A 20787-nucleotide genomic window follows, 5' to 3' on the forward strand; every position below is an offset into this window, starting at 1 on the left:
TATACGTTGGCAATGGTTCAGGGGCTGCGGGGCGGCTTTCTCCGCGACGCATGGCCCGGGACCGCAAGCAAGGATGTCCGTCATGTCTCTATCCCTGGAAGTCGAAACGCCGCGCCTGGTGCTGCGCCAATGGCGTGCCGCCGACCGCGAACCTTTCGCGGCGCTGAACCAGGATCCTCGCGTCACCGAGTACCTGTTGCCGCTGAGCGCACAGGAAAGCGATGCGCTCGCCGACCGGCTGGCTGCTGGCATCGACGAGCACGGCTGGGGCTTCTGGGCCGTGGAGGCGCCGGAGGTGGCTCCCTTTATCGGCTTTGTCGGCATCAAGCCGCTGGCGCCCACTCTGCCATTCGCGCCTGGCGTGGAGATAGGCTGGCGCCTGGCGCAGCGGCACTGGGGCAAGGGCTACGCCAGCGAGGCGGCCGAGGCAGCTTTGCGGGCGGGGTTCGAGCAGGTGGGGCTGGACCAGATCGTGGCCTTCACGGCCACGGGCAACCTGCGCTCGCGCGCGGTGATGGACCGCCTGGGCATGAAGGAAGATCCGGATGGTTTCGACCATCCTGCCGTCCCGCCGGGACATCCGCTGTGCCGGCATGTGCTGTACCGGATTGGTCGCGAGGACTGGCGTGGACGAAAAAATGGTGACGCAGATGCAGGCGCCACGCCGGTCGCGGCGGCATAAAGCGCTGGAAGCGCCGTCAATCCGAAATGCTGCATTGCAGCATGGCGAATTGCCGGGCTGATTTGGGGTATGCCGGCCCGCGGGTGTAAGCTTTTCAGGACGCAGTACCAGTTGCTGACGGGATGCGCGACAGCCCGCCCACAGGCTTCCCGTCCAACGCCAGACGCCGTCTCTTACGCGGCGTCGGTGCTTGTCGTTCGCGCCTTCGCCGCCGGCATCGTGCCGGCGCATTTACCGGAGGAACGACCCATGCTGACCGAGATCGTCACGCGTGCCTTGTCCCAATTGACCGGCAGCTCCTTGAGCGGCGACGGGATCAAAGGACAGTTTCAGTACGCCTATGCCAGTGATGACGGCCAATTCGTGGCCATACTGACCCATGACATGACCACCTATGTGGTGGACTTGAGCACACAACGATATTTTGCGGAGTGCGGTGGCTCGCCACGGGGCTTTGCCGGGCATGTGCTGGAAATGGAAGGCGCGGCGGCTCGCAGCCATCCCTGGCCCGCCGCCAACGACCTGTTCGATCTGGACATGGATGCGGACGAGCTCGCCTGGCGTCAGTGTCCTGGCCTGCGCCGCGAACCGGCCGCCAATCGATCTGCGGAGAGCCGCGCCGCCTGAGAGTGGCCAGAAGCGGCAACACCTACCTGAACCGGCGGCTTCGCCGGTTTTTTTTGCCTGGAGCGGCCGCCAACCCAATAGCCGCAGGGCCCTGCGGCTCGCTACAATTTGCGCCATGACTACGCACGCCGAAACCCGCGCGCCGGATGGCGCAACCCTGGTCGATTGCACGCATGAACGTCATGCCGACCAGATCCTGGCCATACTCAACGAAGCCATCGTCAATTCCACCGCGCTGTACGACTACAAGCCGCGGCCGCGCGAGGCGATGCAAGGCTGGTTCCAGGCCAAGCAGCAGGGCGGTTTCCCGGTGGTGGGGTACGAGAACGCCGCCGGCGAACTGATGGCCTTCGCCAGCTACGGCACCTTCCGCGCCTGGCCCGCCTTCAAGTACTCGGTGGAACACTCCGTGTATGTGGACGGACGCTTTCGCGGACTGGGTTTGGGCGAGGCGCTGATGCAGGTGCTGATCCAGCGGGCACGCGCCAATCAGGTGCACGTGCTGGTCGGCGGCATCGATGCGAGCAACCAGGGCAGCATCCGCCTGCACGAGAAGCTGGGCTTCAAGCATGCAGGCACCATCCGCGAGGCCGGCTTCAAGTTCGGGCGCTGGCTGGACCTGGCGTTTTATCAGCTGACACTGGATACGCCTGAGCAGCCTGTCGACGGCTGAACCCTCGCCGCCGGGCCTTCCTACTTCGATAGCACGCGCATGGCCTGTTCCAGGCCGGCGACCGTCACGGGATACATGCGGCCCTGCATGATGTCGCGCATCAGCGCGATCGACTGGCGGTACTGCCAGGAGGCGGTAGGCTCGGGATTGAGCCAGACCGATTTGGGCCACGCGTCCAGCAGGCGGCGCATCCATTCGGCGCCGGGCTCCTTGTTGTAGTGCTCTACCGAGCCGCCCGGCTGCAGGATTTCGTAGGGGCTCATGGTGGCGTCGCCGACGATGATCAGGCGCCAGTCGGGGTTGTACTTGCGCAGCACGTCCCAGGTATCGAAGCGCTCGTTCTGGCGTCGGCGGTTGCTTTGCCACAGGCTTTCGTACGGGCAGTTGTGGAAGTAGTAGACCTCCAGATTGCGGAACTCGCTGCGCGCCGCGGAGAACAGTTCCTCGACGCGCCCGATGTGGTCGTCCATGCTGCCGCCCACGTCCAGCAGCATCAGCACCTTCACGGTGTTGTGGCGTTCCGGCACCATGCGCAGGTCCAGGTGGCCGGCATTGCGCGCGGTGCTGGCGATGGTGTCGTCCAGGTCCAGCTCCATTTCCGCGCCTTGCCTTGCGAAGCGCCGCAGGCGGCGCAGCGCCACCTTGAAGTTGCGCGTGCCCAGTTCGACCTGATCGTCGTAGTCCTTGAACTGGCGCATGTCCCAGACCTTGACCGCGCTGCGGTTGCCGGCCGAATCGCCGCCCACGCGGATGCCCTCGGGGTGGTAGCCGCCGTTGCCGAAAGGCGAGGTGCCGCCGGTGCCGATCCATTTGCTGCCGCCGGCATGGCGCTCCTTCTGTTCTTCCAGGCGCTCCTTGAAGAGCTCCATCAGCTTGTCCCAGCCGTGCTTTTCGATCGCGGCCTTTTCTTCCGGAGTCAGGCTTTTCTCGAACTGCTTGATGAGCCAGTCCAGCGGGATTTCCTTGCCCGGGGGCAGGGCGGCCGCGATGCCTTTGTAGTAGGCGCCGAAGGCCTTGTCGTAGCGGTCGTAGAGCGCCTCGTCCTTGACCAGCGTGGCGCGCGCCAGGAAGTAGAACTCGTCCAGCGTGGGCGCCATGAGGTCCTGGCGCAGGGCGTCCACCAGGGTCAGGTATTCCTTGACCGAGACAGGCAGCTTGTGCGCCCGGAGGTGGTAGAAGAAGTCGATCAGCATTTGCGGGCCGCCGGTGGTTGCTGGCGGATCAGCGGCGCTGGCCGCCGCGCGTCATGGCCGCCAGGCGTTCCAGCAGGTGCACATCCTGCTCGTTCTTGAGCAGCGCGCCGGCCATCAGCGGCACGGCGGTGGCCGTGTGCGCGTCGATTTCGGCGGCGGTCGAGCCTTCTGCCAGCAGCAGGCGCAGCCAGTCCAGCAATTCGGAGGTGGACGGTTTTTTCTTCAGGCCCGGCGCGTCGCGCAGCGCGAAGAAAGTGTCCAGCGCGGCGCGCAGCACTTCCTGCTTCAGGTGCGGATAGTGCACGGCCACGATGTCGCGCATGGTCTCGCGGTCGGGGAAGCGGATGTAGTGGAAGAAGCAGCGGCGCAGGAAGGCGTCAGGCAGGTCTTTCTCGTTGTTGGACGTGATGATGACCAGCGGACGATGCCGCGCCGAGATGGTCTCGCGCGTTTCGTAAACGTGGAATTCCATACGGTCCAGCTCGCGCAGCAGGTCGTTGGGGAATTCGATGTCGGCCTTGTCGATCTCGTCGATCAGCAGCACTACCGGCTCTGGCGACTGGAAGGCCTGCCACAGCGTGCCCTGCACGATGTAGTTGCGGATGTCGCGGACTTTTTCGTCGCCCAGCTGCGAGTCGCGCAGGCGCGACACCGCGTCGTACTCGTACAGGCCCTGATGGGCTTTGGTGGTGGACTTGATGTGCCATTGCAGCAGCGGCCACCCCAGCGCGCGCGCCACTTCCTCGGCCAGCATGGTCTTGCCGGTGCCGGGTTCGCCCTTGATCAGGAGCGGGCGCTGCAAGGTGAGGGCGGCGTTGACGGCGAGTTTCAGGTCATCGGTGGCGACATAGTTGTCGGTCCCGTCGAAGCGGTCTGGCGAGGCGGAAGTAGCGGACTGGGCTGCGGACATGGTCTGATGGCTTCTGAGGTTTGACGGTGATCAATACCATCGTAAGGTATTAATCCTGAGCAATTATCGTACAATCAGGCGGTTTTGCTTTGGGTTCGACCCGCAACGTGTTTGCCGAGGGCCTTTTCGTGTGAGCAGGCCCTAGTCCTTAGCCATACCAAGAAGAGCCATTCCAATGAAGTTGCGAACCTCTCTGAAGTACACGGTATCCGTGTTGGCCGCGATGGCATCCTGTGCGATCGCCGGCCAGTCTGTTGCTGCAGACGCAGCAGTGGTCGGTAATGTCCAGAATGCCCGCGACAAGGTTTCCATGTGCATCGGTTGCCACGGCATCGAAGGCTACAAGGCGACATTTCCCGAGCTGTACCACGTGCCGATGATCGCTGGGCAGAATGCCAAGTACATCGAAACCGCCCTCAACGAGTACAAGAAAGGCGCGCGCAGCCATCCCACGATGGACGCCATCGCCGGCAGCCTGTCCGACCAGGACATCGCCGACCTCGCCGCGTACTACTCGAATCTCAAGTAAGGGGGCAAACACATGAATCGCTACATGCTTGCCCTTGCGGGCGCGACCCTGGCCATGACGGGCGTTGCCGCCCAGGCGCAGGACCTGGCGGCCGGCAAGGCCGTCTTCGACAAATTCAATTGCGCTTCCTGCCATGGCGCGGACGCCAAGACGGCCGTGGATCCGGCCTACCCGACCCTGGCCGGCCAGCACGCGGACTACCTGGTCCACGCCCTGAAGGCCTACAAGCGCGGCGCTTCCGGCAGCGCGGCCACCGCCAACGTGCGCAAGAACCCCATCATGGGCGCTTTCGCGACCCAGCTGTCGGACCAGGACATCTCCAACGTGGCGGCATGGCTGTCGGCGCAGCCCAGCGACCTGGGCGTGCGCAAGTAAGCCGTCCTGGCGTGTCCCGAAAACAAGAAAGCCCTCGATCGAGGGCTTTTCTTCGTTGGGCGGACGCCGCGCTCAGCGGCTGGCGCGCTGGCGGATCAGATCGATGTAGGTGTCGCTGTCCAGAGGGGTGCCCAGGCGCTGCGCTTCCCAGACCACCTGGCCCAGGCATTCCATGATTTCATGCGCCGCGTGGTGGGCGTCGCTGCGCGCCACCAGTTGCTGGTAGGCGTTCCGGATCCCGGGCGGATGATCGATGGACAGCTGCTCGGCGATGGCCAGATGCATGGAAAGGTGCAGAAAGGGGTTGGTGCGGCCCTTTTCCACCGAGTACTCGGCCGTCATGGCCTCGGGACTTTCCAGGTCGCCGTGGTACTCGGGATGCTCGATGATCCAGTCCAGCGCGATGGCTTCGAGCGGCGTCAGCACTTCGGCAGCGCGGTGTTTGCGCCAAGTTTCGATAAAGAATTCGCGGACTTGGTCGCGGGAAGGATTGAACATCTGAGGGGGCGGAATTCGGGCTGGAGATGCATTATTTTACCGCCGCACGCGGCCCGTCAGGCGCGCAGGCCTTTTTGCGATATAGAATTGGTTGCTATCGGCCATCCAGTGCGCGGTTCCCGTGGGCGATCTTCCCCGCCGGAACGGACACTTCCCGATGCCGGCGCGTGCAGAAAAACCACTCGGAGCAAATGGAGCATTCATGTCCTACCAACATATCAAGGTTCCCGCTGGCGGCCAGAAGATCACGGTCAATGCTGATTTCTCGCTGAATGTGCCCGATCAGCCCATCGTCCCCTACATCGAAGGCGACGGCACGGGCGCCGACATCACCCCGGTGATGATCAAGGTCGTCGACGCGGCGGTGCAGAAGGCCTATGGCGGCAAACGCAAGATCCACTGGATGGAAGTCTATGCCGGCGAGAAGGCCACCAAGGTCTACGGCCCGGACGTGTGGCTGCCCGATGAGACCCTGGAAGTCGTCAAGGATTACGTGGTGTCCATCAAGGGTCCGCTGACCACGCCCGTGGGCGGCGGCATCCGTTCGCTCAACGTGGCCCTGCGCCAGCAGCTGGACCTGTACGTCTGCCTGCGTCCGGTGGCGTACTTCAAGGGCGTGCCTTCGCCGGTGCGCGAGCCCGAAAAGACCAACATGGTGATCTTCCGCGAGAACTCGGAAGACATCTACGCCGGCATTGAATACATGGCCGAAAGCGAGCAGGCCAAGGAACTGATCCAGTTCCTGCAGACCAAGCTCGGCGTGAAGAAGATCCGCTTCCCGAACACCTCGTCCATCGGCATCAAGCCGGTGTCGCGCGAAGGCACCGAGCGCCTGGTGCGCAAGGCCGCGCAGTACGTCATCGACAATGACCGCACGTCGCTGACCCTGGTGCACAAGGGCAACATCATGAAGTTCACGGAAGGCGGCTTCCGCGACTGGGGCTACGCGCTGCTGCAGAAGGAATTCGGCGCCACACTGATCGATGGCGGCCCGTGGTGCAAGTTCAAGAACCCGAAGACGGGCCGCGAGATCATCGTCAAGGACGTGATCGCCGACGCCTTCTTGCAGCAGATCCTGCTGCGCCCGGCCGAGTATGACGTAATCGCCACCCTGAACCTGAACGGCGACTACATCTCCGACGCGCTCGCCGCGCAAGTAGGCGGCATCGGCATCGCCCCGGGCGCCAACCTGTCCGACTCGGTCGCCATGTTCGAAGCCACCCACGGCACCGCGCCGAAGTACGCCGGCAAGGACTACGTGAACCCCGGTTCCGAAATCCTGTCGGCCGAAATGATGCTGCGCCACATGGGCTGGACCGAAGCCGCCGACCTGATCATCTCCAGCATGGAGAAATCCATCCTGTCCAAGAAGGTCACGTACGACTTCGCCCGCTTGCTCGAAGGTGCGACTCAGGTGTCGTGCTCGGGCTTTGGCCAGGTGATGATCGATAATATGTAATTGGCGGCTTGCCGCCAGTACTTTCCTTGAACCCGCCCGCCGTCAAGGCGGGCGGGTTTTGTGTAACTAGCCAAACGGCATGATGCATGCCGCATTAGTCTTTCTCAGGTTGAGTGTTGTGCCCCGACAGTATGTTTCCTTAGCCATGTGGCTGACGTTATTGGTTCCTGCTCTGGCTTTGACCAGTGCCACGGGAGGTCCGGCGATTATCTATTCGGCAGGTTTGATTGCACTGATCGCGCTGACCGTCAATGTGATCAAGCGTTACGAGCCCATGGATTTCCGCGCCATATGGCCCATGGCGCTGGCATTGTTGTTGCCCTTGGCCTGTCTATTTATTACGTCCTTCGCGCGAGGGGTCTGGAGCGGCTCCGAATTGGAGAAAACGCTTCGGTTTGCCCTGGCGGTGCCGGTACTCTGGTTATTGCTCAGAGCGCCGCAAGAATGGTTGAAGCAGATCCAGTGGAGCATCCTGGCCGGTGCGCTGGCGGGGGCGGGAATTCTGATAGTGACCATGGCGTTCTGGGACAGAGGCGCAGTGGTCGATATCGGCGGCCGTTACAACGCCGTCGCCTTCGCCAACATGACCCTGCTGTTCGGCTCGATGTCCTTGTTGTCGATTGGTTGGGGCGCCACGACGCGCTGGCCGCGTGCGGAAAATGGGCTCAAGGTGCTGGCTTTCGCTTTGAGTGTATGGGCTACCTGGTTGTCGCAAACCCGTAGTAGCTGGATGCTTCTTCCCATACTGGCCCTGGTGTTCTTGCTGGGACTGCATGGCTGGAGCCGGCGCCACAAGGTGTATTGCACTGTTGCGCTCAGCGTGGTTCTGGCCGTTAGCGCAGTCGGAATCTGGAACTTCAGCAGTCGCATGAAAGAGGTCGTGACGGATTTGCAGAGCTTCTCTACGTCGGGCGACCGCGATACCTCGTTTGGCATCCGCCTGCAACTCTGGCATGCATCCGTCCTCATGTTCCAAAAAAGCCCTGTCGTAGGCGTGGGTCCGAGCAATTTCCGCGGTGAATTGTTGGAACTGGAAAAGCAAGGCGTGGTGTCGCGCGAGGTCGTCGAGGGTTATGGCGAACCCCACAACGACCTGCTCGCCGCCCTGTCCGGATACGGGCTGTTGGGCCTGTTGAGCATACTCGCGCTGTATTTGGTGCCGGCCTACATTTTTCTGCGCCGCCTGGCCAGCGATGATCGTGTCATACGCGTCGGCGCGCAAATGGGCTTGCTGTTCTGCCTGGGCTATTGCGCATTCAGCCTGACTGAAATGATGTTCCGAAATATGCGCAGCGTACCGACGTATTCCTTGATCGTGGTGGCCCTGATCGCGCTGACCACGCCGCGCTCCGCAGGCGCCCCCCGGGCGCCGGCCTAGGAAAGCGCTGTACGAAAAGCGGAATGAACCGCCACTACAAAAAAACGCAAGGCAAGCGCGCCTTGCGTTTTTTTTATGGGCCTTGCGCTAGATCAATCAATCCGTGCAGCCCTGGCGAAAACCCTGATGCTGTCCCTTATTCTGACGAAATAACTACATAAATCGTCACATTCAGCCTTGATTGGTTTCATGACCGGATGAACAGGATAAGAGGACTATGAAAAATTCCAGCTTGCGCAGGGAGCTGCTGTGGTTCGTGTTCGCGATCGGCGTGGCCGTACTGGCTTTGGGCGGCTGGGACGCCTGGGAGCGCCGCGCCGAGATGGTGGCCGAGCGCAAGACCGAATTGCGCCACGTCCTCGATCTGGCATCCAGCATCGTGCGCAACGGCAAGCAAAGCGTGCGCGAGGGCATGCCTCTGGATGAGGCCCAGCGCAATGTGACGCGACGGCTGGCGCAACTGCGCTATGGCGAGGACGGTTACGTGGGCGCCTTCGGCGACGGCTACGACCTGCTGGTGCACCCCGATCCCAAGCTGGTCGGTACCAATGTCCGGTCCGTCAAGGACAGCGCAGGGCAGCCGATCTTTGAAAACCTCTACGCCCAGGGCAAGGCCGGCGGCGGCTATACGCGCTACCAATTCCCGCGGCCGGGAACGGAACAGGCGCTGCCCAAGATCAGTTACGCCGCCTACGACGCCGACTGGGGCTGGCTGTTGTTCACAGGCCTGTACGTGGATGACGTCGATCAGGCGTTCTATGCCACCTTGTGGCGGCAGGGCGGCGTGACGCTTGGCCTCTTGGTGCTGCTGTTGGCGGCGGCGTTGCGCTTTTTCCGCTCGCACGTCCTTCGTCCGCTGGACCAGGCCGTCGCGGTATGCGAACGCGTGGCCAATGGCGATCTGTCCGGCAGCGTGCCGCGCAACCAGCGCGGCGAGATCGGCCGCCTGTTCGACGCCCTGGCGCGGATGCAGGAACGCCTGGACGGGGCGGTGCGCAGCATCGTGCATTCCACCACCTCGATCGCCGCGGCCTCGCGGCAGATCGCGGCGGGCAGCATGGACCTGTCGGACCGTACCGAGAAACAGGCCGCCGCGTTGGAGCAGACCGCCGCCAGCGTGGAGCAGATTACCGCGACCGCGCAGCAGAGCGCGCAACACGTGCGCGAGGTCAGCGCGCTGGCCGGCCAGGCAGCGCAACTGGCCCGGCAGGGCAGTGATGAAACGCAGCATGCCATCGACGCCATGCGCGAGATTTCACATAGCTCGCAGCGCATCGACGAGATCATCCGGCTGATCGACGAGATCGCGTTCCAGACCAACATCCTGGCGCTGAACGCCGCCGTGGAAGCCGCAAGGGCCGGAGAGCAGGGCCGAGGCTTCGCGGTGGTGGCGGGCGAGGTGCGCGCGCTGGCTCAGCGCTCGGCCACCGCCGCCAAGGAAATCAAGACGCTGATCGAAGCGTCGGCGGATTCGGTGGCGCGTGGCAGCCAGCGCGTGGAGCAGGCCAGCGCGACGATGGGCAACGTGCTGGAGTCGGCCGCCACCAGCGCGCCGCTGATGGGTGAGATCGCCACGGCCTCGGCCGAGCAGAGCGTGGGTATCGAGCAGATCAACCAGGCCGTGACGCATCTGGACGGCGTGACGCAGCAGAACGCCGCGCTGGTGGAAGAGTTCGCCGCGTCGGCTGCGGCCCTGCGCGACCAGGCGGGCGAACTGGCGAACGCGGTGTCCGTCTTCAGGCTGTCTGCAGCCGGCTAGGCGAGCCCTGCACCGCGCTCATGGCCCGTTGCAGGCGTTGTCCAAGCTCGCGGCTGGCGCTGGTCATGGGCATGCGCAGCTCGTCGGCGATCAGCCCCTGCAGGGCCAGGGCGCGTTTGATCGGCGCGGGATTGGGTTCGGCAAACAGCAGTCGGATCAGGCCGCGCAGCGGCTCGAACAGTTCGCGCGCGGCTTCCGCGTGGCCGTCGCGGGCCAGCTGCATGACCTCGACATAGCGCTCGGGATAGATATGCGCGGCCGCCGGGATGGCGCCGCGGCCGCCGGCCAGGAAGTGGTCCAGCAGCGCGATGTCGTCGCCGCATAGCGGGGCCAGCGCGCTGCGCCGGTTCAGCGCCGACAGCACCGAGGGATTGCATTCCTTGACGGCGCTGAAGTTGGGTAGCGCGGCCAGCGCCTCCATGGTTTCGACCGTCATCGTCACCCCGGCGCGCTTGGGGATGTTGTACAGAATGATGGGCCGTTCCGTGGCCCAGGCGATCTGACGATAGTGCCACAGTATGCCGGCCTGCGACGGTCCCAGGTAGTAGGGCGGCGGCACCAGATACCCGGCCGGCCGATACTTGTCCAGGCGCCGGATCGCGGTTGCCACGCCGCGCGTGTCGACGCCGCCCGCGCCGAACACTAGCGGCAAGGCGTGCGGATCGCTGGATATGGCTTCTATCATGCCGATCTTTTCCGGCATGCTGAGCAGATTGCCTTCGCCGGTGGATCCGAACAGCACCAGGCCGGCGATGCCCGCGTTGCGGTAGTAGCGGGCCAGCGCCTGGGCGGCGTCCAGGTCCACATAGCCGCCGCGCATCGGCGTGACCATGGGTAGCCAGAGGCCCTCGAATGCGGTCTTGCGTGGCATGTCCATGGCTTATTGCACCGTCATCGCAGGGGCCGGACGCACCGCGCCGAACTCGGCGCGAGGCAGGCCGGACATCACTGCGTGCATCAAGGCATCCAGCTGTCCGCGTTCGCATTGCAGCTGCAGCACGCTTTGCGCATGGGCGTGATCCACCGACAGCACGTAGACGCCGATGCGATCGTCCAGCGCGCGGTGCAGCGCCAGCCGCACGTTCAGCGCGTCCAGCGTGTCTATCCTGATGGTCAGCGCGACCAGGTCGGCACGGGTTTGCGCGCGCTGCGCGGGCAGGATGCCGGGCATGGGGGAAGGGCGGGCTTGCAGTCGGGGGATCATGGCGGGGGAGCGGGGCGGAGACGCCGCTTGCGGCATTCCGGGGATCCGGTTGGTTGATGACGGTTCCACTATAGGAAGCGCGCCATAAATCCCGCCGATAAAAGCGGACGCGGCGCGTAAAAAACGCGTCAACGTCCGGTTGCGGTCAGAAAGTCTTGGTCAGTGACAGCAGGCCCGTCGCCCGACCCATGTCGCGGCCGCGGGTATTGGTGTAGACGGCGCGGTCGGCATTGGTGTCCAGATAGGCCAGCGATACCGACAGGCCTTGGCCGAAGTCCTTCGTCAGCCCCAGTTTCCAGTCCGTGTAGTTGGCGTGGTCGACGTTGCGCACCAGTTGCCGGCCGAGGTGGGCGTTGAGCGTCAGGCCCCACACGCCCGTATCGAAGTTGCCGGACAGGTCGAAGTACTGGCTGTGCTTGCTGTCCGCGAAACCGAACAGATTGGTCATGGCGATGGAGTACTTGAACATCAGAGGTCCATAGCCGATGCCAGCGTACAGCTCGGTGGTGTCAGGGCTGGTGTAGCCCGACGGATAGTCGCCGGGGTAGTAGTACTGCAGGACGCCCAGGTCTACCGGTACGTCCTGCGCGAGGTTGCCCTTGTAGCCGCCGTAGAAGTCCATTTCGACGGGGGCGGAGACTTCGCTGTTGCTGTCGTTGAGCCAGCTGATGCTGGAGTTCCAGTTGCCCAGGTAGAAGCCGCTGGAATGAACCAGATCGAATCCGCCCTGGATGGCCGGCTTGTTATTGCTTTGCATCAGGCCGCGGTAGCGGTACTGGCTGGCCAACGTGAGATTGGCCGTCAGCGTGAAATCGGAAGCAGACGGCGCTGGATCCGTGGGCACGTCGGCGGCCAGCGCGTTGCCGGCATGAGCGGCGGACAGGGTCAGCAGCGCGAACGCGGCCAGGGTGTGGCGGGGCATGGGAGGGCTCCTGGTGTTGGATGGGATCGCAACAATAGGAGGAACGGCATAAAGGCCGAGACAAGACTTGCGGGCTGCGCGTAAACGCGGCGTCAATGCGCGTCCGCGGCGCGCGGCTCAGCCCGCGAAGCGATAGCCCACGCCGATCTCGGTCAGCAGGTAGACGGGCTGGGCCGGGTCGGCTTCCAGCTTCTGGCGCAGATGGCCCATGTAGATGCGCAGGTAATGGTTGCTCTCGACGTGCGACGGCCCCCACACTTCGCGCAGCAGTTCGCGGTGCGTCATGACCTTGCCGCGATGCGCCAGCAGCGCCGCCAGCAGCCGGTACTCCATCGCGGTCAGGTGCACGTGCAGGCCGCCGCGCTCGACCACGCGCTTGGCGAAGTCCACGCGCACGTCGCCGAAGCTGATTTCGGATGCGTTGCCGGCGCCGCCCCTGGCGTGCCGCCGCAGCAGCACGCGCAGGCGCGCCAGCAATTCGCTGACGCCGAAAGGCTTGGTCAGGTAATCGTCCGCCCCTGCATCCAGCGCGGCGACCTTGTCGGCCTCGGCGCTGCGCGCGGACAGCACCAGCACCGGTACTTCGGTCCAGCCGCGCAGCTCGCGGATCAGGGTCATGCCGTCCTCGTCCGGCAGGCCCAGGTCCAGCACCACCGCGTCGGGCTGTCGGGTGCCGGCCTCGATCAAGCCGCGCTTGACGGTATCGGCCTCGTGCACGGCGCAGCCCTCGCTTTCCAGGGCCTGGCGCACGAAGCGCCGGATGTTGGCGTCGTCTTCAATGATCAGGACGGTAGGCTGGTAATCGAACATGCGTGGCGGCGTTCAAGGGGTTTCGGATTGGATCGGGGGCGGCGTGCCCAGGGGTAGGGTGAAGACGAACTGCGCGCCGGATTCCTGGCCAGGCGCATGCTCGACCCAGATTTTCCCATGGTGGGCGGCGATGATGGCTTCGCATACGGCCAGGCCCAGGCCGACGCCCGGCGTGGCGGACTCGCGATCGCCGCGCGTGAATTTCTCGAAGATGCGGCGTTCCGCGCCCGGCGGCACGCCCGGTCCGTTGTCGCTGACGGCCACTCGCAGTTCGCCTTCGTGCACGTCCGCATGCACGCGCAGGGTGCTGCCGGCGGGCGTGTACTTGGCCGCGTTCTCCAGCAGATTGCACAGCACGCGCTCGATCAGCACGCCGTCGCATTCCACCAGCGGCAGCTGCGACAGGCTGTCCACGGCGACGCGGTGCGCGGCCAGCGGTTCGCGCATGGCGGCAAGCGAGGCGCCGACCAGTTCTTCGATGGATTGCCATTCCAGGCGCAGCGGCGTGTCGCGGTTCTGCAGCCGCGCCATATCCAGCAGGTTGACGACCAGCGCATGCATGCGCTGGGCCTGGTCGCGCATGGCGCGGATGGTGTCGTGGATGCCGGGCGGCAATGCCGCCTGCTGGCGCATCAGCGTGTCCGTCATGCCGACCAGGCTGGTCAGCGGGGTGCGCAGATCGTGCGATACCGCCGCCAGCAGCGAGTTGCGCAGCTTCTCGGATTCCATGCTGACCAGCGCCTGCTGCGCCACTTCCACGTAGTGCAGCCGCTCCAGCGCGATGGCGATGAGGGTGGCGTAGGCTTCGATCTGGCGGCGCGAGTCGGGATTCGAGAACAGGCTGCGGCGCGGGGCCGCCAGCGCCAGCACGCCGCGCGTGCGCATGGGCGCTTTCAGCGGCAGGTACAGCAGCTCGCTGTTGGACAGGGTGGCGGTGCCTGCGCCCGCAGGCTGCCCGTGGTCGTAGACCCATTGGGCCAGCGCCGATTCCAGCGGCGGCATGTCGTCCGCGGCGGGAGACGCCAGCTTCAGCCTGTCGTCCATGCCCAGGATGTACAGCGCGCAGCGCGAGCCGAAGGTGGCATGCACGAAGGCCCCGGCCAGAGTGACGATCTGCTCAGGCAGCAGCGCGGACGACAGTTCGCGCGCGAATTCGTAGAGGCTGCGCGCATCGGCTTCGCGCTTGACCGAGGCTTGCGCCTGCAGCCGCAGGCCGGCTGTGAGCTGGCCGATCAGCAGGCCCACGGACAGCAGCACGCCGAAGGTCAGCAGGTACTGCACGTCCGACACGGCGAACGACGCCAGCGGTTGCACGAAGAAGAAATCGAACAGCCCGACGCTGATGACCGAGGCTAGCGCGGCTGGCCCGCGCCCGTGGCGCAGCGCCACGGCCACCACCGCCAGCAGGAACAGCATGACGATATTGGTCTGGTGCAGGGCCGGGAAGGCCAGCGCGGACAGCGCCGTGGCGGCGGCGCAGTAGCACAGCGCCCAGGCATAGCCCGCCAGCGGCCGCGGATTGCGCTCGTCGGCGCCCAGGCGCGCCCGCTGGCCCAGCGTGAGCGGGTCGCGTCCGGGCGCTGCGGCGGCGGGCAGGGGCGGCGCGCCCAGGCGGATGATGTCGATCTCTGGGCAGCCCGCGGCCAGCATGTCGGCGAAGCTGTGGCGGCGCCACAGCCAGCCCGGTGAGATGGCTGCGGTCAGCACCGCGGACAGCGACAGGCGCAGGCGCTGCAGGCCGCTGGCGCGGGTCCGGCCGATGATGGCCTTGGTAATGTTGTGGCGGCGCACGTAGCGCACCACGGCGTCGACCATGTCGCCGCCGGCCAGGGTTTCGCTGCGCGCGCCCAGCGCATCGGCCAGGGCCAGGCTGCGCTGGATGCGTTCCTGTTCGGCCTGGGGCGGCGGCGCCGCGCGCGGCGTGTCGATGGTGACCACATGCAGATCGCATTCCAGTTGCTGGCTCAGGCGGTGCGCACTGCGGATGACGTACTCGGCGTCCACGTCCGGGCCGATGCAGGCGACCACGGCCTCGCGCGTGCGCCACACGGGCTCGATGGCGCGGTCGCGGCGATAGGCCTGGACGTCGTCGTCGACATGGTCGGCGGTGCGGCGCAGCGCCAGCTCGCGCAGCGCGATCAGGTTGCCCTTGCGGAAGAAATTGCGGGTGGCGTGGCGGGCCTGCTCGGGCAGGTAGACCTTGCCTTCCTTCAAGCGGCGCAGCAGCTCATCGGCCGACAGATCCACCAGAATGACTTCGTCGGCCGCGTCGAAGACCTCGTCGGGTACGGTCTCCCAGACGCGCACGCCAGTGATGCTGCCTACCGCTTCGTTCAGACTGTCCAGGTGCTGCACGTTCAGCGTGGTCCAGACGTCGATGCCGGCGGCCAGCAGTTCCTGGATGTCCTGCCAGCGCTTGGCGTGGCGCGAACCGGGCGCGTTCGAGTGGGCCAGCTCGTCCACCAGCACCAGGTCCGGGTGGCGGGCCAGCGCGCCGTCCAGGTCGAATTCCTTCAGCACGTGGCTGCGGTACGGCACGTCCTGCAGCGGCAGGACGGGCAGGCCCTCCAGCAGTGTGGCGGTTTCGCGCCGGCCGTGGGTTTCGACGATGCCGGCCAGCACCTCGACGCCCTGGGCGGCCTGCGCGCGGGCCGCCACCAGCATGGCGTAGGTCTTGCCCACGCCGGCTGAAGACCCGAAGTAGACGCGCAGCTTGCCGCGCACCGCCTGGCGCGCGGCGTCGTCCAGGGTCTTCAAGAGCGCGTCGGGATCGGGACGCTCGCCAGCGATATCAGCCATGAACGCGCAATAGGTGGGAGGGAACGGCTGGCAATACTATACGCCGCGGCATCAGCGCGCCGGTCGCAGTTGGTCCAGCGCCAGGTTCAGCGTCAGCACGTTGACCGCGGCGTCGCCCAGCACGCCCAGCCAGGGCCTTTCGGTATGGGCCTGGATCAGGGCGTCGACCTGCGCGCGCGGCAGGTTGCGGGCGCGCGCGACGCGCTCCGCCTGATAAGCCGCGGCAGCCGGGCTGATGTGCGGATCCAGCCCGCTGCCGGAGGCGGTGACCAGGTCCACCGGCACGGGCACGGGGTTGGCGGGATCGGCCGCCTTCAGCGCGGCGATGCGGGCCTGGATGGCGTCGGCCAGCGCCGGATTGCGCGGCCCCAGGTTCGAACCGCCGGAGCCGGCGCCGTTGTACGGCATGGGCGCGGTGGCGGACGGACGGCCCCAGAAGTAGCCGGGCGAACTGAACGACTGGCCGATCAGTTCGGAGCCCACGACGCGTTCGCCCTGCTTGATCAGCGAGCCGGCCGCTTCGTGGGGGAATACGGCGGCGGCGATGCCCGTGGTCAGGAAGGGGTAGGCCAGGCCGGTCACCAGCGACAGCGCGGCGAAGACGACCAGCGCCGGGCGCAGGATGCCGCCTTGGCGCGGCAGGGTAGCGAAATTTTTCATGATGAGTTCCTTGCAGTGTGGGGCTCAGGCCCAGCCCAGGGCGGCCAGCACCATGTCGACCAGCTTGATGCCGGCAAACGGCACCAGCAGGCCGCCCAGGCCATAGATCAGCAGATTGCGGCGCAACAGCACGGCCGCGCCCAGCGCCCGGTAGCGCACGCCCTTGAGCGCCAGCGGGATCAGCACCACGATGATCAGCGCGTTGAAGATCACGGCCGACAGGATGGCCGAGGCCGGCGTGGCCAGGCCCATGATGTTGAGCACGTTGAGCTGCGGATAGACGGTGGCGAAGGCGGCCGGAATGATGGCGAAATACTTGGCCACGTCGTTGGCCACGCTGAAGGTCGTCAGCGCGCCGCGGGTCATCAGCATCTGCTTGCCGATTTCGACGATCTCGATCAGCTTGGTGGGGTTGGAATCCAGATCCACCATATTGCCCGCCTCCTTGGCGGCCTGGGTGCCCGAGTTCATCGCCACCGCGACGTCGGCTTGCGCCAGCGCGGGCGCATCGTTGGTGCCGTCGCCCGTCATGGCAACCAGCCGGCCTTCGGCCTGATAGGCGCGGATCAGCTTGAGCTTGGCCTCGGGCGTGGCTTCGGCCAGGAAATCGTCCACGCCGGCCTCGGCGGCGATGGAGGCGGCCGTGAGCTTGTTGTCGCCCGTGATCATCACGGTCTTGATGCCCATGCGGCGCAGTTCCGCGAAGCGCGACTGGATGTCCGGCTTGACGATGTCTTTCAGTTCGACCACGCCGAGCGCGCGGTTGCCGTCGCTGACCATCAGCGGCGTGCTGCCGCGGCGCGCCACGTCTTCGGCCAGGCGCAGGGCCTGCTCCGGCACCGTCGCGTCTTGCGCGGCCAGCCAGGCCTGCACGGCGTCGACCGCGCCCTTGCGGATCATGCGGCCGTTCAGGTTCACGCCGCTCATGCGCGACTGCGCGGTGAAGGGCACGAACTCGGCGTGCGCCATGGCCGGAGCCGGGGCGTGGATGGACTTGTCGGCCAGTGCGACGATGCTGCGGCCTTCCGGCGTTTCGTCGGCCAGCGAGGCCAGGCGCGCGGCATCGGCCAGTTCGCGCGCGGACACGCCGGGCGCCGGCAGGAAGGTCGAAGCCTGGCGGTTGCCGAAGGTGATGGTGCCGGTCTTGTCGAGCAACAGCACGTCCACGTCGCCCGCGGCTTCGACCGCGCGGCCCGAGGTGGCGATGACGTTGGCGCCCATCATGCGGCTCATGCCCGCCACGCCGATGGCTGACAGCAGGCCGCCGATGGTGGTGGGAATCAGGCAGACCAGCAGCGCGACCAGCACCGTCACCGTGACGGCGGAGCCGCCACCGGCGGCGTTGACCGCGTAGATCGAGAACGGCATCAGGGTCACGACCACCAGCAGGAACACCACGGTCAGGCCGACCAGCAGGATGGTGAGGGCCAGTTCGTTCGGCGTCTTCTGGCGCTTGGCGCCTTCGACCATGGAAATCATGCGATCCAGGAAGCTCTCGCCCGGATCGGCGGCGATACGCACGAAGATCCAGTCCGACAGCACGCGGGTGCCGCCAGTGACCGACGAGAAGTCGCCGCCGGATTCGCGGATCACGGGCGCGGATTCGCCGGTGATGGCGCTTTCATCCACCGATGCCACGCCGGCGATGACCTGGCCGTCGCCGGGGATGGTTTCGCCCGCTTCGACCAGCACCACGTCGCCCCGGCGCAGCAGGCCCGAGGGCTGGCTGACGGTTCGGCTACGCCACTCGCCCGGCTGCGCCGTGCTGGCGTCGACGTCGCGAAAGCCCTTGAGCAGGCGGGCATCGATGGTGGTGCGCAAGCCACGCAGCGTGGCCGCCTGTTGCTTGCCGCGGCCTTCGGCCAGGGCTTCGGCGAAGTTCGCGAACAGCACCGTGAACCACAGCCACACGCTGATCGCCAGGATGAACCCGGCGGGCGCCTCGGCCTGGCCGCGCAGGGCCATGATCCACAGCACCGTGGTCAGGATGCTGCCCACGTAGACCACGAACATCACGGGATTCTTCAACTGCGCGGCGGGCGAGAGTTTGCGCAGACTGTCCAGCACGGCGGGGCCGACCAGGGCGCGTGACCACATGCCGAACTGGCGTTCATGGGCGCTGCTAGCCGCGGCGCGGGCGGCGCCGCCGCCGGCGCCAGTAGTAGAGGTTTCAATCTTGGCCATTTTCATTCCTAGCCTTTCAATTGCAGGTGTTCCGCGACCGGACCCAGAGCGAGCGCGGGCACGTATGTCAGGGCGCCTACCAGCAGCACCGCACCGATCAGCAGCACCACGAAGAGGGGGCCGGTGGTGGGCATGCTGCCGGGGCCGGCGGGATGCCGGCGCTTGGCGGCCAGCGAACCCGCCATCGCCAGGATGGCGACGATGATGGCAAAGCGGCCGAACCACATGGCGATGCCCAGCAGCACGTTGTAGAACGGCGTGTTGGCGGACAGTCCGGCGAAGGCGCTGCCGTTGTTGTTGGCGGCGGACGTCAGGGCATAGAGGATTTCGGAGAAACCGTGGATGCCGGGGTTGAGCACGCCGGCCTGGCCGGCCGCCACCGAGACCGCCAGGGCCGTGCCGCAAAGCACCAGCAGCGGCGTGGCCAGGATGACGATGGAGACCATCTTCATGTCGTAGGCCTCGATCTTCTTGCCCAGGTATTCCGGGGTGCGGCCTATCATCAGCCCGGCGATGAAGACGCCCAGGATGGCGAAGGCCAGCATGCCGTACAGGCCCGAGCCCACGCCGCCGAACACGACCTCGCCCAACTGCATCAGCAACATCGGCGTCAGTCCGCCCATGGCGTTGAGCGAATCGTGCATGCCGTTGACCGCGCCGCAGGAGGCCGCCGTGGTGACGGTGGCGAACAGCGAGGTGGCGGCGATGCCGAAGCGGGTCTCCTTGCCCTCCATGTTGCCGCCGGGGGAGAAGGCGCTGAGCGTGCTGTCTGCGCTCGCCTGGGCCGCCATCGGGTTGGGCTGCTGCTCGAAGTAGGCGGCGGACAGCGCGAATACCGCGAACAGCACCGTCATGGCCGCCAGGATCGCGATGCCCTGGCGCCGGCTGCCGACCATCTCGCCGAACGAGAAGCACAGCGCGGCGGGGATCGCCAGGATGGCCAGCATCTCCAGGAAGTTCGCCAGCGGCGTGGGGTTCTCGAAGGGGTGCGCGGAGTTGGCGTTGAAGAAGCCACCGCCATTGGTGCCCAGCAGCTTGATCGATTCCTGAGACGCTACCGGTCCCATGGCCAGGGTCTGGGTCTTGCTGACGGCGGGGTCGGTCACGGCCTGCCCCTTGGCGTCGAGCACGGGCTGGCCCTGGGCGTCCATGCGGGGCTGATCGTAGTGCACAGCCTCGACGGTCTGGACTTCCTGGTAGGGGCTGAAGTTCTGGACTACGCCCTGGCTGACCAGCGCCAGCGCCAGCACCAGGGACAGCGGCAGCAACACATACAGCGTGCTGCGCACCATGTCGGTCCAGAAATTGCCGACGGTGGCCGAGCAATGGCGCGACAGGCCGCGGATCAGCGCGAACACCACCGCAATGCCGGTGGCGGCCGAGACGAAGTTCTGCACCGTCAACGCCAGCATCTGCGTCAGGTAGCTCATGGTCGATTCGCCGCCGTAGCCCTGCCAGTTGGTGTTGGTGACGAAGCTGATGGCGGTGTTCAGGGCGGAGTCCGGCGACACCGCGCCCATGCCGGCGGGATTGAGCGGCAGCACGCCCTGCAGGCGCTGCAAGGCGTAGACCGCGGCGATACCGATGATGTTGAAGGCCAGCACCGCCACGGCGTAACGCTTCCAGCCCATCTCGGCCTGCGGGTCTATGCCCGCCAGCCGGTAGATGCCGCGCTCTATCGGGCGGCCCCAGGCGGTCAGCCGCGACTGCCCGTTTTCCATGGCGATGCGGATATAGCGCCCGAGCAGGGGCGCGATCGCTAGCAGGACTGCCAGGTACACGACCAGCAATCCGATGAATTCGGCGGTCATCAGAATTTCTCCGGTTTGAACAGCGCGACCAGCAGGTACACGAACAACAGGGCGGCCGTCAGGCCGCTCAGCCAGTAGAGCCAGTTCATGGTTGCTCTCCCGAAGACAAGGCTTCGCAGAATCGGAGCAGGGCGAAGATCAGCCCGGCCATGACGGCGAAGACGGCGATATAAATGGCATCCACGTATTTCCTCCCGGGAGCGGCGCTCCCTTCGAACGACGGGCCTGCGCGGCGGATAGGGATGCGCGCCGGGCAGGCGTATTGACCAATCAGGACACCGGCAGGTTACGGAGCAGGGGGTAAAAACGGGGTA

The 20787-nt window shown here is 65.8% G+C and carries 20 protein-coding genes; 8 read left to right on the forward strand and 12 right to left on the reverse strand.

The genetic code is table 11. The annotated features are described in order from the left end of the window. Positions 1 to 82 precede the first annotated feature (82 nt). The 3 genes from AXYL_RS05845 to AXYL_RS05855 all read left to right on the forward strand — a co-directional run bounded on the left by AXYL_RS05845 (position 83) and on the right by AXYL_RS05855 (position 1982). Positions 83 to 682 carry a GNAT family N-acetyltransferase gene (locus tag AXYL_RS05845; RefSeq protein ID WP_013391867.1) on the forward strand — a complete coding sequence of 200 codons (600 nt, stop codon included), beginning with the start codon at positions 83 to 85 and terminating at the stop codon, positions 680 to 682. A gap of 249 nt (positions 683 to 931) precedes the next feature. After that, positions 932 to 1309 (forward strand): hypothetical protein, encoded by a 378-nt coding sequence (locus AXYL_RS05850; protein WP_013391868.1) that lies wholly within the window; start codon positions 932 to 934, stop codon positions 1307 to 1309. A gap of 115 nt (positions 1310 to 1424) precedes the next feature. Continuing rightward, complete coding sequence (locus tag AXYL_RS05855) at positions 1425 to 1982, forward strand: GNAT family N-acetyltransferase (RefSeq protein WP_013391869.1); 558 nt, start codon at positions 1425 to 1427, stop codon at positions 1980 to 1982. A 20-nt stretch (positions 1983 to 2002) separates the two neighbouring features. Here the strand turns inward: AXYL_RS05855 and AXYL_RS05860 are convergent, their stop codons facing one another. Continuing rightward, positions 2003 to 3175 carry a vWA domain-containing protein gene (locus tag AXYL_RS05860; RefSeq protein WP_013391870.1) on the reverse strand — a complete coding sequence of 391 codons (1173 nt, stop codon included), beginning with the start codon at positions 3173 to 3175 and terminating at the stop codon, positions 2003 to 2005. A 28-nt stretch (positions 3176 to 3203) separates the two neighbouring features. Continuing rightward, the gene (locus AXYL_RS05865; RefSeq protein WP_013391871.1) at positions 3204 to 4085 is read right to left on the reverse strand and encodes an AAA family ATPase; all 882 of its coding nucleotides are present in this window, start codon (positions 4083 to 4085) and stop codon (positions 3204 to 3206) included. A 175-nt stretch (positions 4086 to 4260) separates the two neighbouring features. On the opposite strand from AXYL_RS05865, the gene AXYL_RS05870 reads away from it, so the two are divergent. Continuing rightward, positions 4261 to 4614 (forward strand): c-type cytochrome, encoded by a 354-nt coding sequence (locus tag AXYL_RS05870; protein WP_013391872.1) that lies wholly within the window; start codon positions 4261 to 4263, stop codon positions 4612 to 4614. Positions 4615 to 4626: 12 nt separating this feature from the next. Next, on the forward strand, positions 4627 to 4989 hold the full coding sequence (locus AXYL_RS05875; protein WP_013391873.1) for a c-type cytochrome: 363 nt from the start codon (positions 4627 to 4629) through the stop codon (positions 4987 to 4989). Between the two features lie 72 nt (positions 4990 to 5061). On the opposite strand, the gene AXYL_RS05880 is transcribed toward AXYL_RS05875, so the two are convergent. Beyond that, positions 5062 to 5487, reverse strand: a complete 426-nt coding sequence (locus AXYL_RS05880; RefSeq protein ID WP_013391874.1) for a DUF1841 family protein — start codon at positions 5485 to 5487, stop codon at positions 5062 to 5064. A gap of 202 nt (positions 5488 to 5689) precedes the next feature. Between AXYL_RS05880 and icd the strand changes: the two genes are divergently transcribed. The 3 genes from icd (at position 5690) to AXYL_RS05895 (ending at position 10083) form a co-directional block, all read left to right on the forward strand. Further along, positions 5690 to 6946 (forward strand): NADP-dependent isocitrate dehydrogenase, encoded by a 1257-nt coding sequence (icd, locus tag AXYL_RS05885; protein WP_013391875.1) that lies wholly within the window; start codon positions 5690 to 5692, stop codon positions 6944 to 6946. Positions 6947 to 7064: 118 nt separating this feature from the next. Continuing rightward, positions 7065 to 8324 carry an O-antigen ligase family protein gene (locus AXYL_RS05890; protein WP_013391876.1) on the forward strand — a complete coding sequence of 420 codons (1260 nt, stop codon included), beginning with the start codon at positions 7065 to 7067 and terminating at the stop codon, positions 8322 to 8324. 217 nt (positions 8325 to 8541) lie between these two features. Next, positions 8542 to 10083, forward strand: a complete 1542-nt coding sequence (locus tag AXYL_RS05895; RefSeq protein WP_013391877.1) for a methyl-accepting chemotaxis protein — start codon at positions 8542 to 8544, stop codon at positions 10081 to 10083. On the opposite strand, the gene AXYL_RS05900 is transcribed toward AXYL_RS05895, so the two are convergent. The 9 genes from AXYL_RS05900 to kdpF form a co-directional block, all read right to left on the reverse strand. Further along, positions 10061 to 10960, reverse strand: a complete 900-nt coding sequence (locus AXYL_RS05900; RefSeq protein WP_013391878.1) for a 4-hydroxy-tetrahydrodipicolinate synthase family protein — start codon at positions 10958 to 10960, stop codon at positions 10061 to 10063. The genes AXYL_RS05895 and AXYL_RS05900 overlap by 23 nt on opposite strands. Before the next feature lie 3 nt (positions 10961 to 10963). Further along, positions 10964 to 11287, reverse strand: coding sequence for a hypothetical protein (locus tag AXYL_RS05905; protein WP_237709981.1), 324 nt, complete (start codon positions 11285 to 11287; stop codon positions 10964 to 10966). A 145-nt stretch (positions 11288 to 11432) separates the two neighbouring features. After that, positions 11433 to 12209 (reverse strand): TorF family putative porin, encoded by a 777-nt coding sequence (locus AXYL_RS05910; protein WP_013391880.1) that lies wholly within the window; start codon positions 12207 to 12209, stop codon positions 11433 to 11435. Between the two features lie 117 nt (positions 12210 to 12326). Next, positions 12327 to 13019 (reverse strand): two-component system response regulator KdpE, encoded by a 693-nt coding sequence (kdpE, locus tag AXYL_RS05915; protein WP_013391881.1) that lies wholly within the window; start codon positions 13017 to 13019, stop codon positions 12327 to 12329. A gap of 12 nt (positions 13020 to 13031) precedes the next feature. Then, the gene (locus tag AXYL_RS05920) at positions 13032 to 15818 is read right to left on the reverse strand and encodes a sensor histidine kinase (RefSeq protein WP_013391882.1); all 2787 of its coding nucleotides are present in this window, start codon (positions 15816 to 15818) and stop codon (positions 13032 to 13034) included. Positions 15819 to 15869: 51 nt separating this feature from the next. Continuing rightward, positions 15870 to 16478 carry a potassium-transporting ATPase subunit KdpC gene (gene kdpC / locus AXYL_RS05925; RefSeq protein WP_013391883.1) on the reverse strand — a complete coding sequence of 203 codons (609 nt, stop codon included), beginning with the start codon at positions 16476 to 16478 and terminating at the stop codon, positions 15870 to 15872. Positions 16479 to 16502: 24 nt separating this feature from the next. Next, a complete protein-coding gene (kdpB, locus tag AXYL_RS05930; protein WP_013391884.1) occupies positions 16503 to 18662 on the reverse strand; it encodes a potassium-transporting ATPase subunit KdpB in 2160 nt (719 codons plus the stop codon). An 8-nt stretch (positions 18663 to 18670) separates the two neighbouring features. Continuing rightward, entirely contained in the window at positions 18671 to 20473 is a 1803-nt protein-coding gene (gene kdpA, locus AXYL_RS05935; RefSeq protein ID WP_013391885.1) for a potassium-transporting ATPase subunit KdpA, read from the reverse strand. Continuing rightward, positions 20473 to 20562, reverse strand: a complete 90-nt coding sequence (gene kdpF / locus AXYL_RS05940) for a K(+)-transporting ATPase subunit F (RefSeq protein WP_013391886.1) — start codon at positions 20560 to 20562, stop codon at positions 20473 to 20475. The genes kdpA and kdpF overlap by 1 nt, the downstream gene beginning before the upstream one ends. Positions 20563 to 20787 lie beyond the last annotated feature (225 nt).

Origin of the sequence: Achromobacter xylosoxidans A8 (genome assembly GCF_000165835.1) — a bacterium.
Taxonomy (GTDB): Bacteria; Pseudomonadota; Gammaproteobacteria; order Burkholderiales; family Burkholderiaceae_B; genus Achromobacter; species Achromobacter xylosoxidans_B.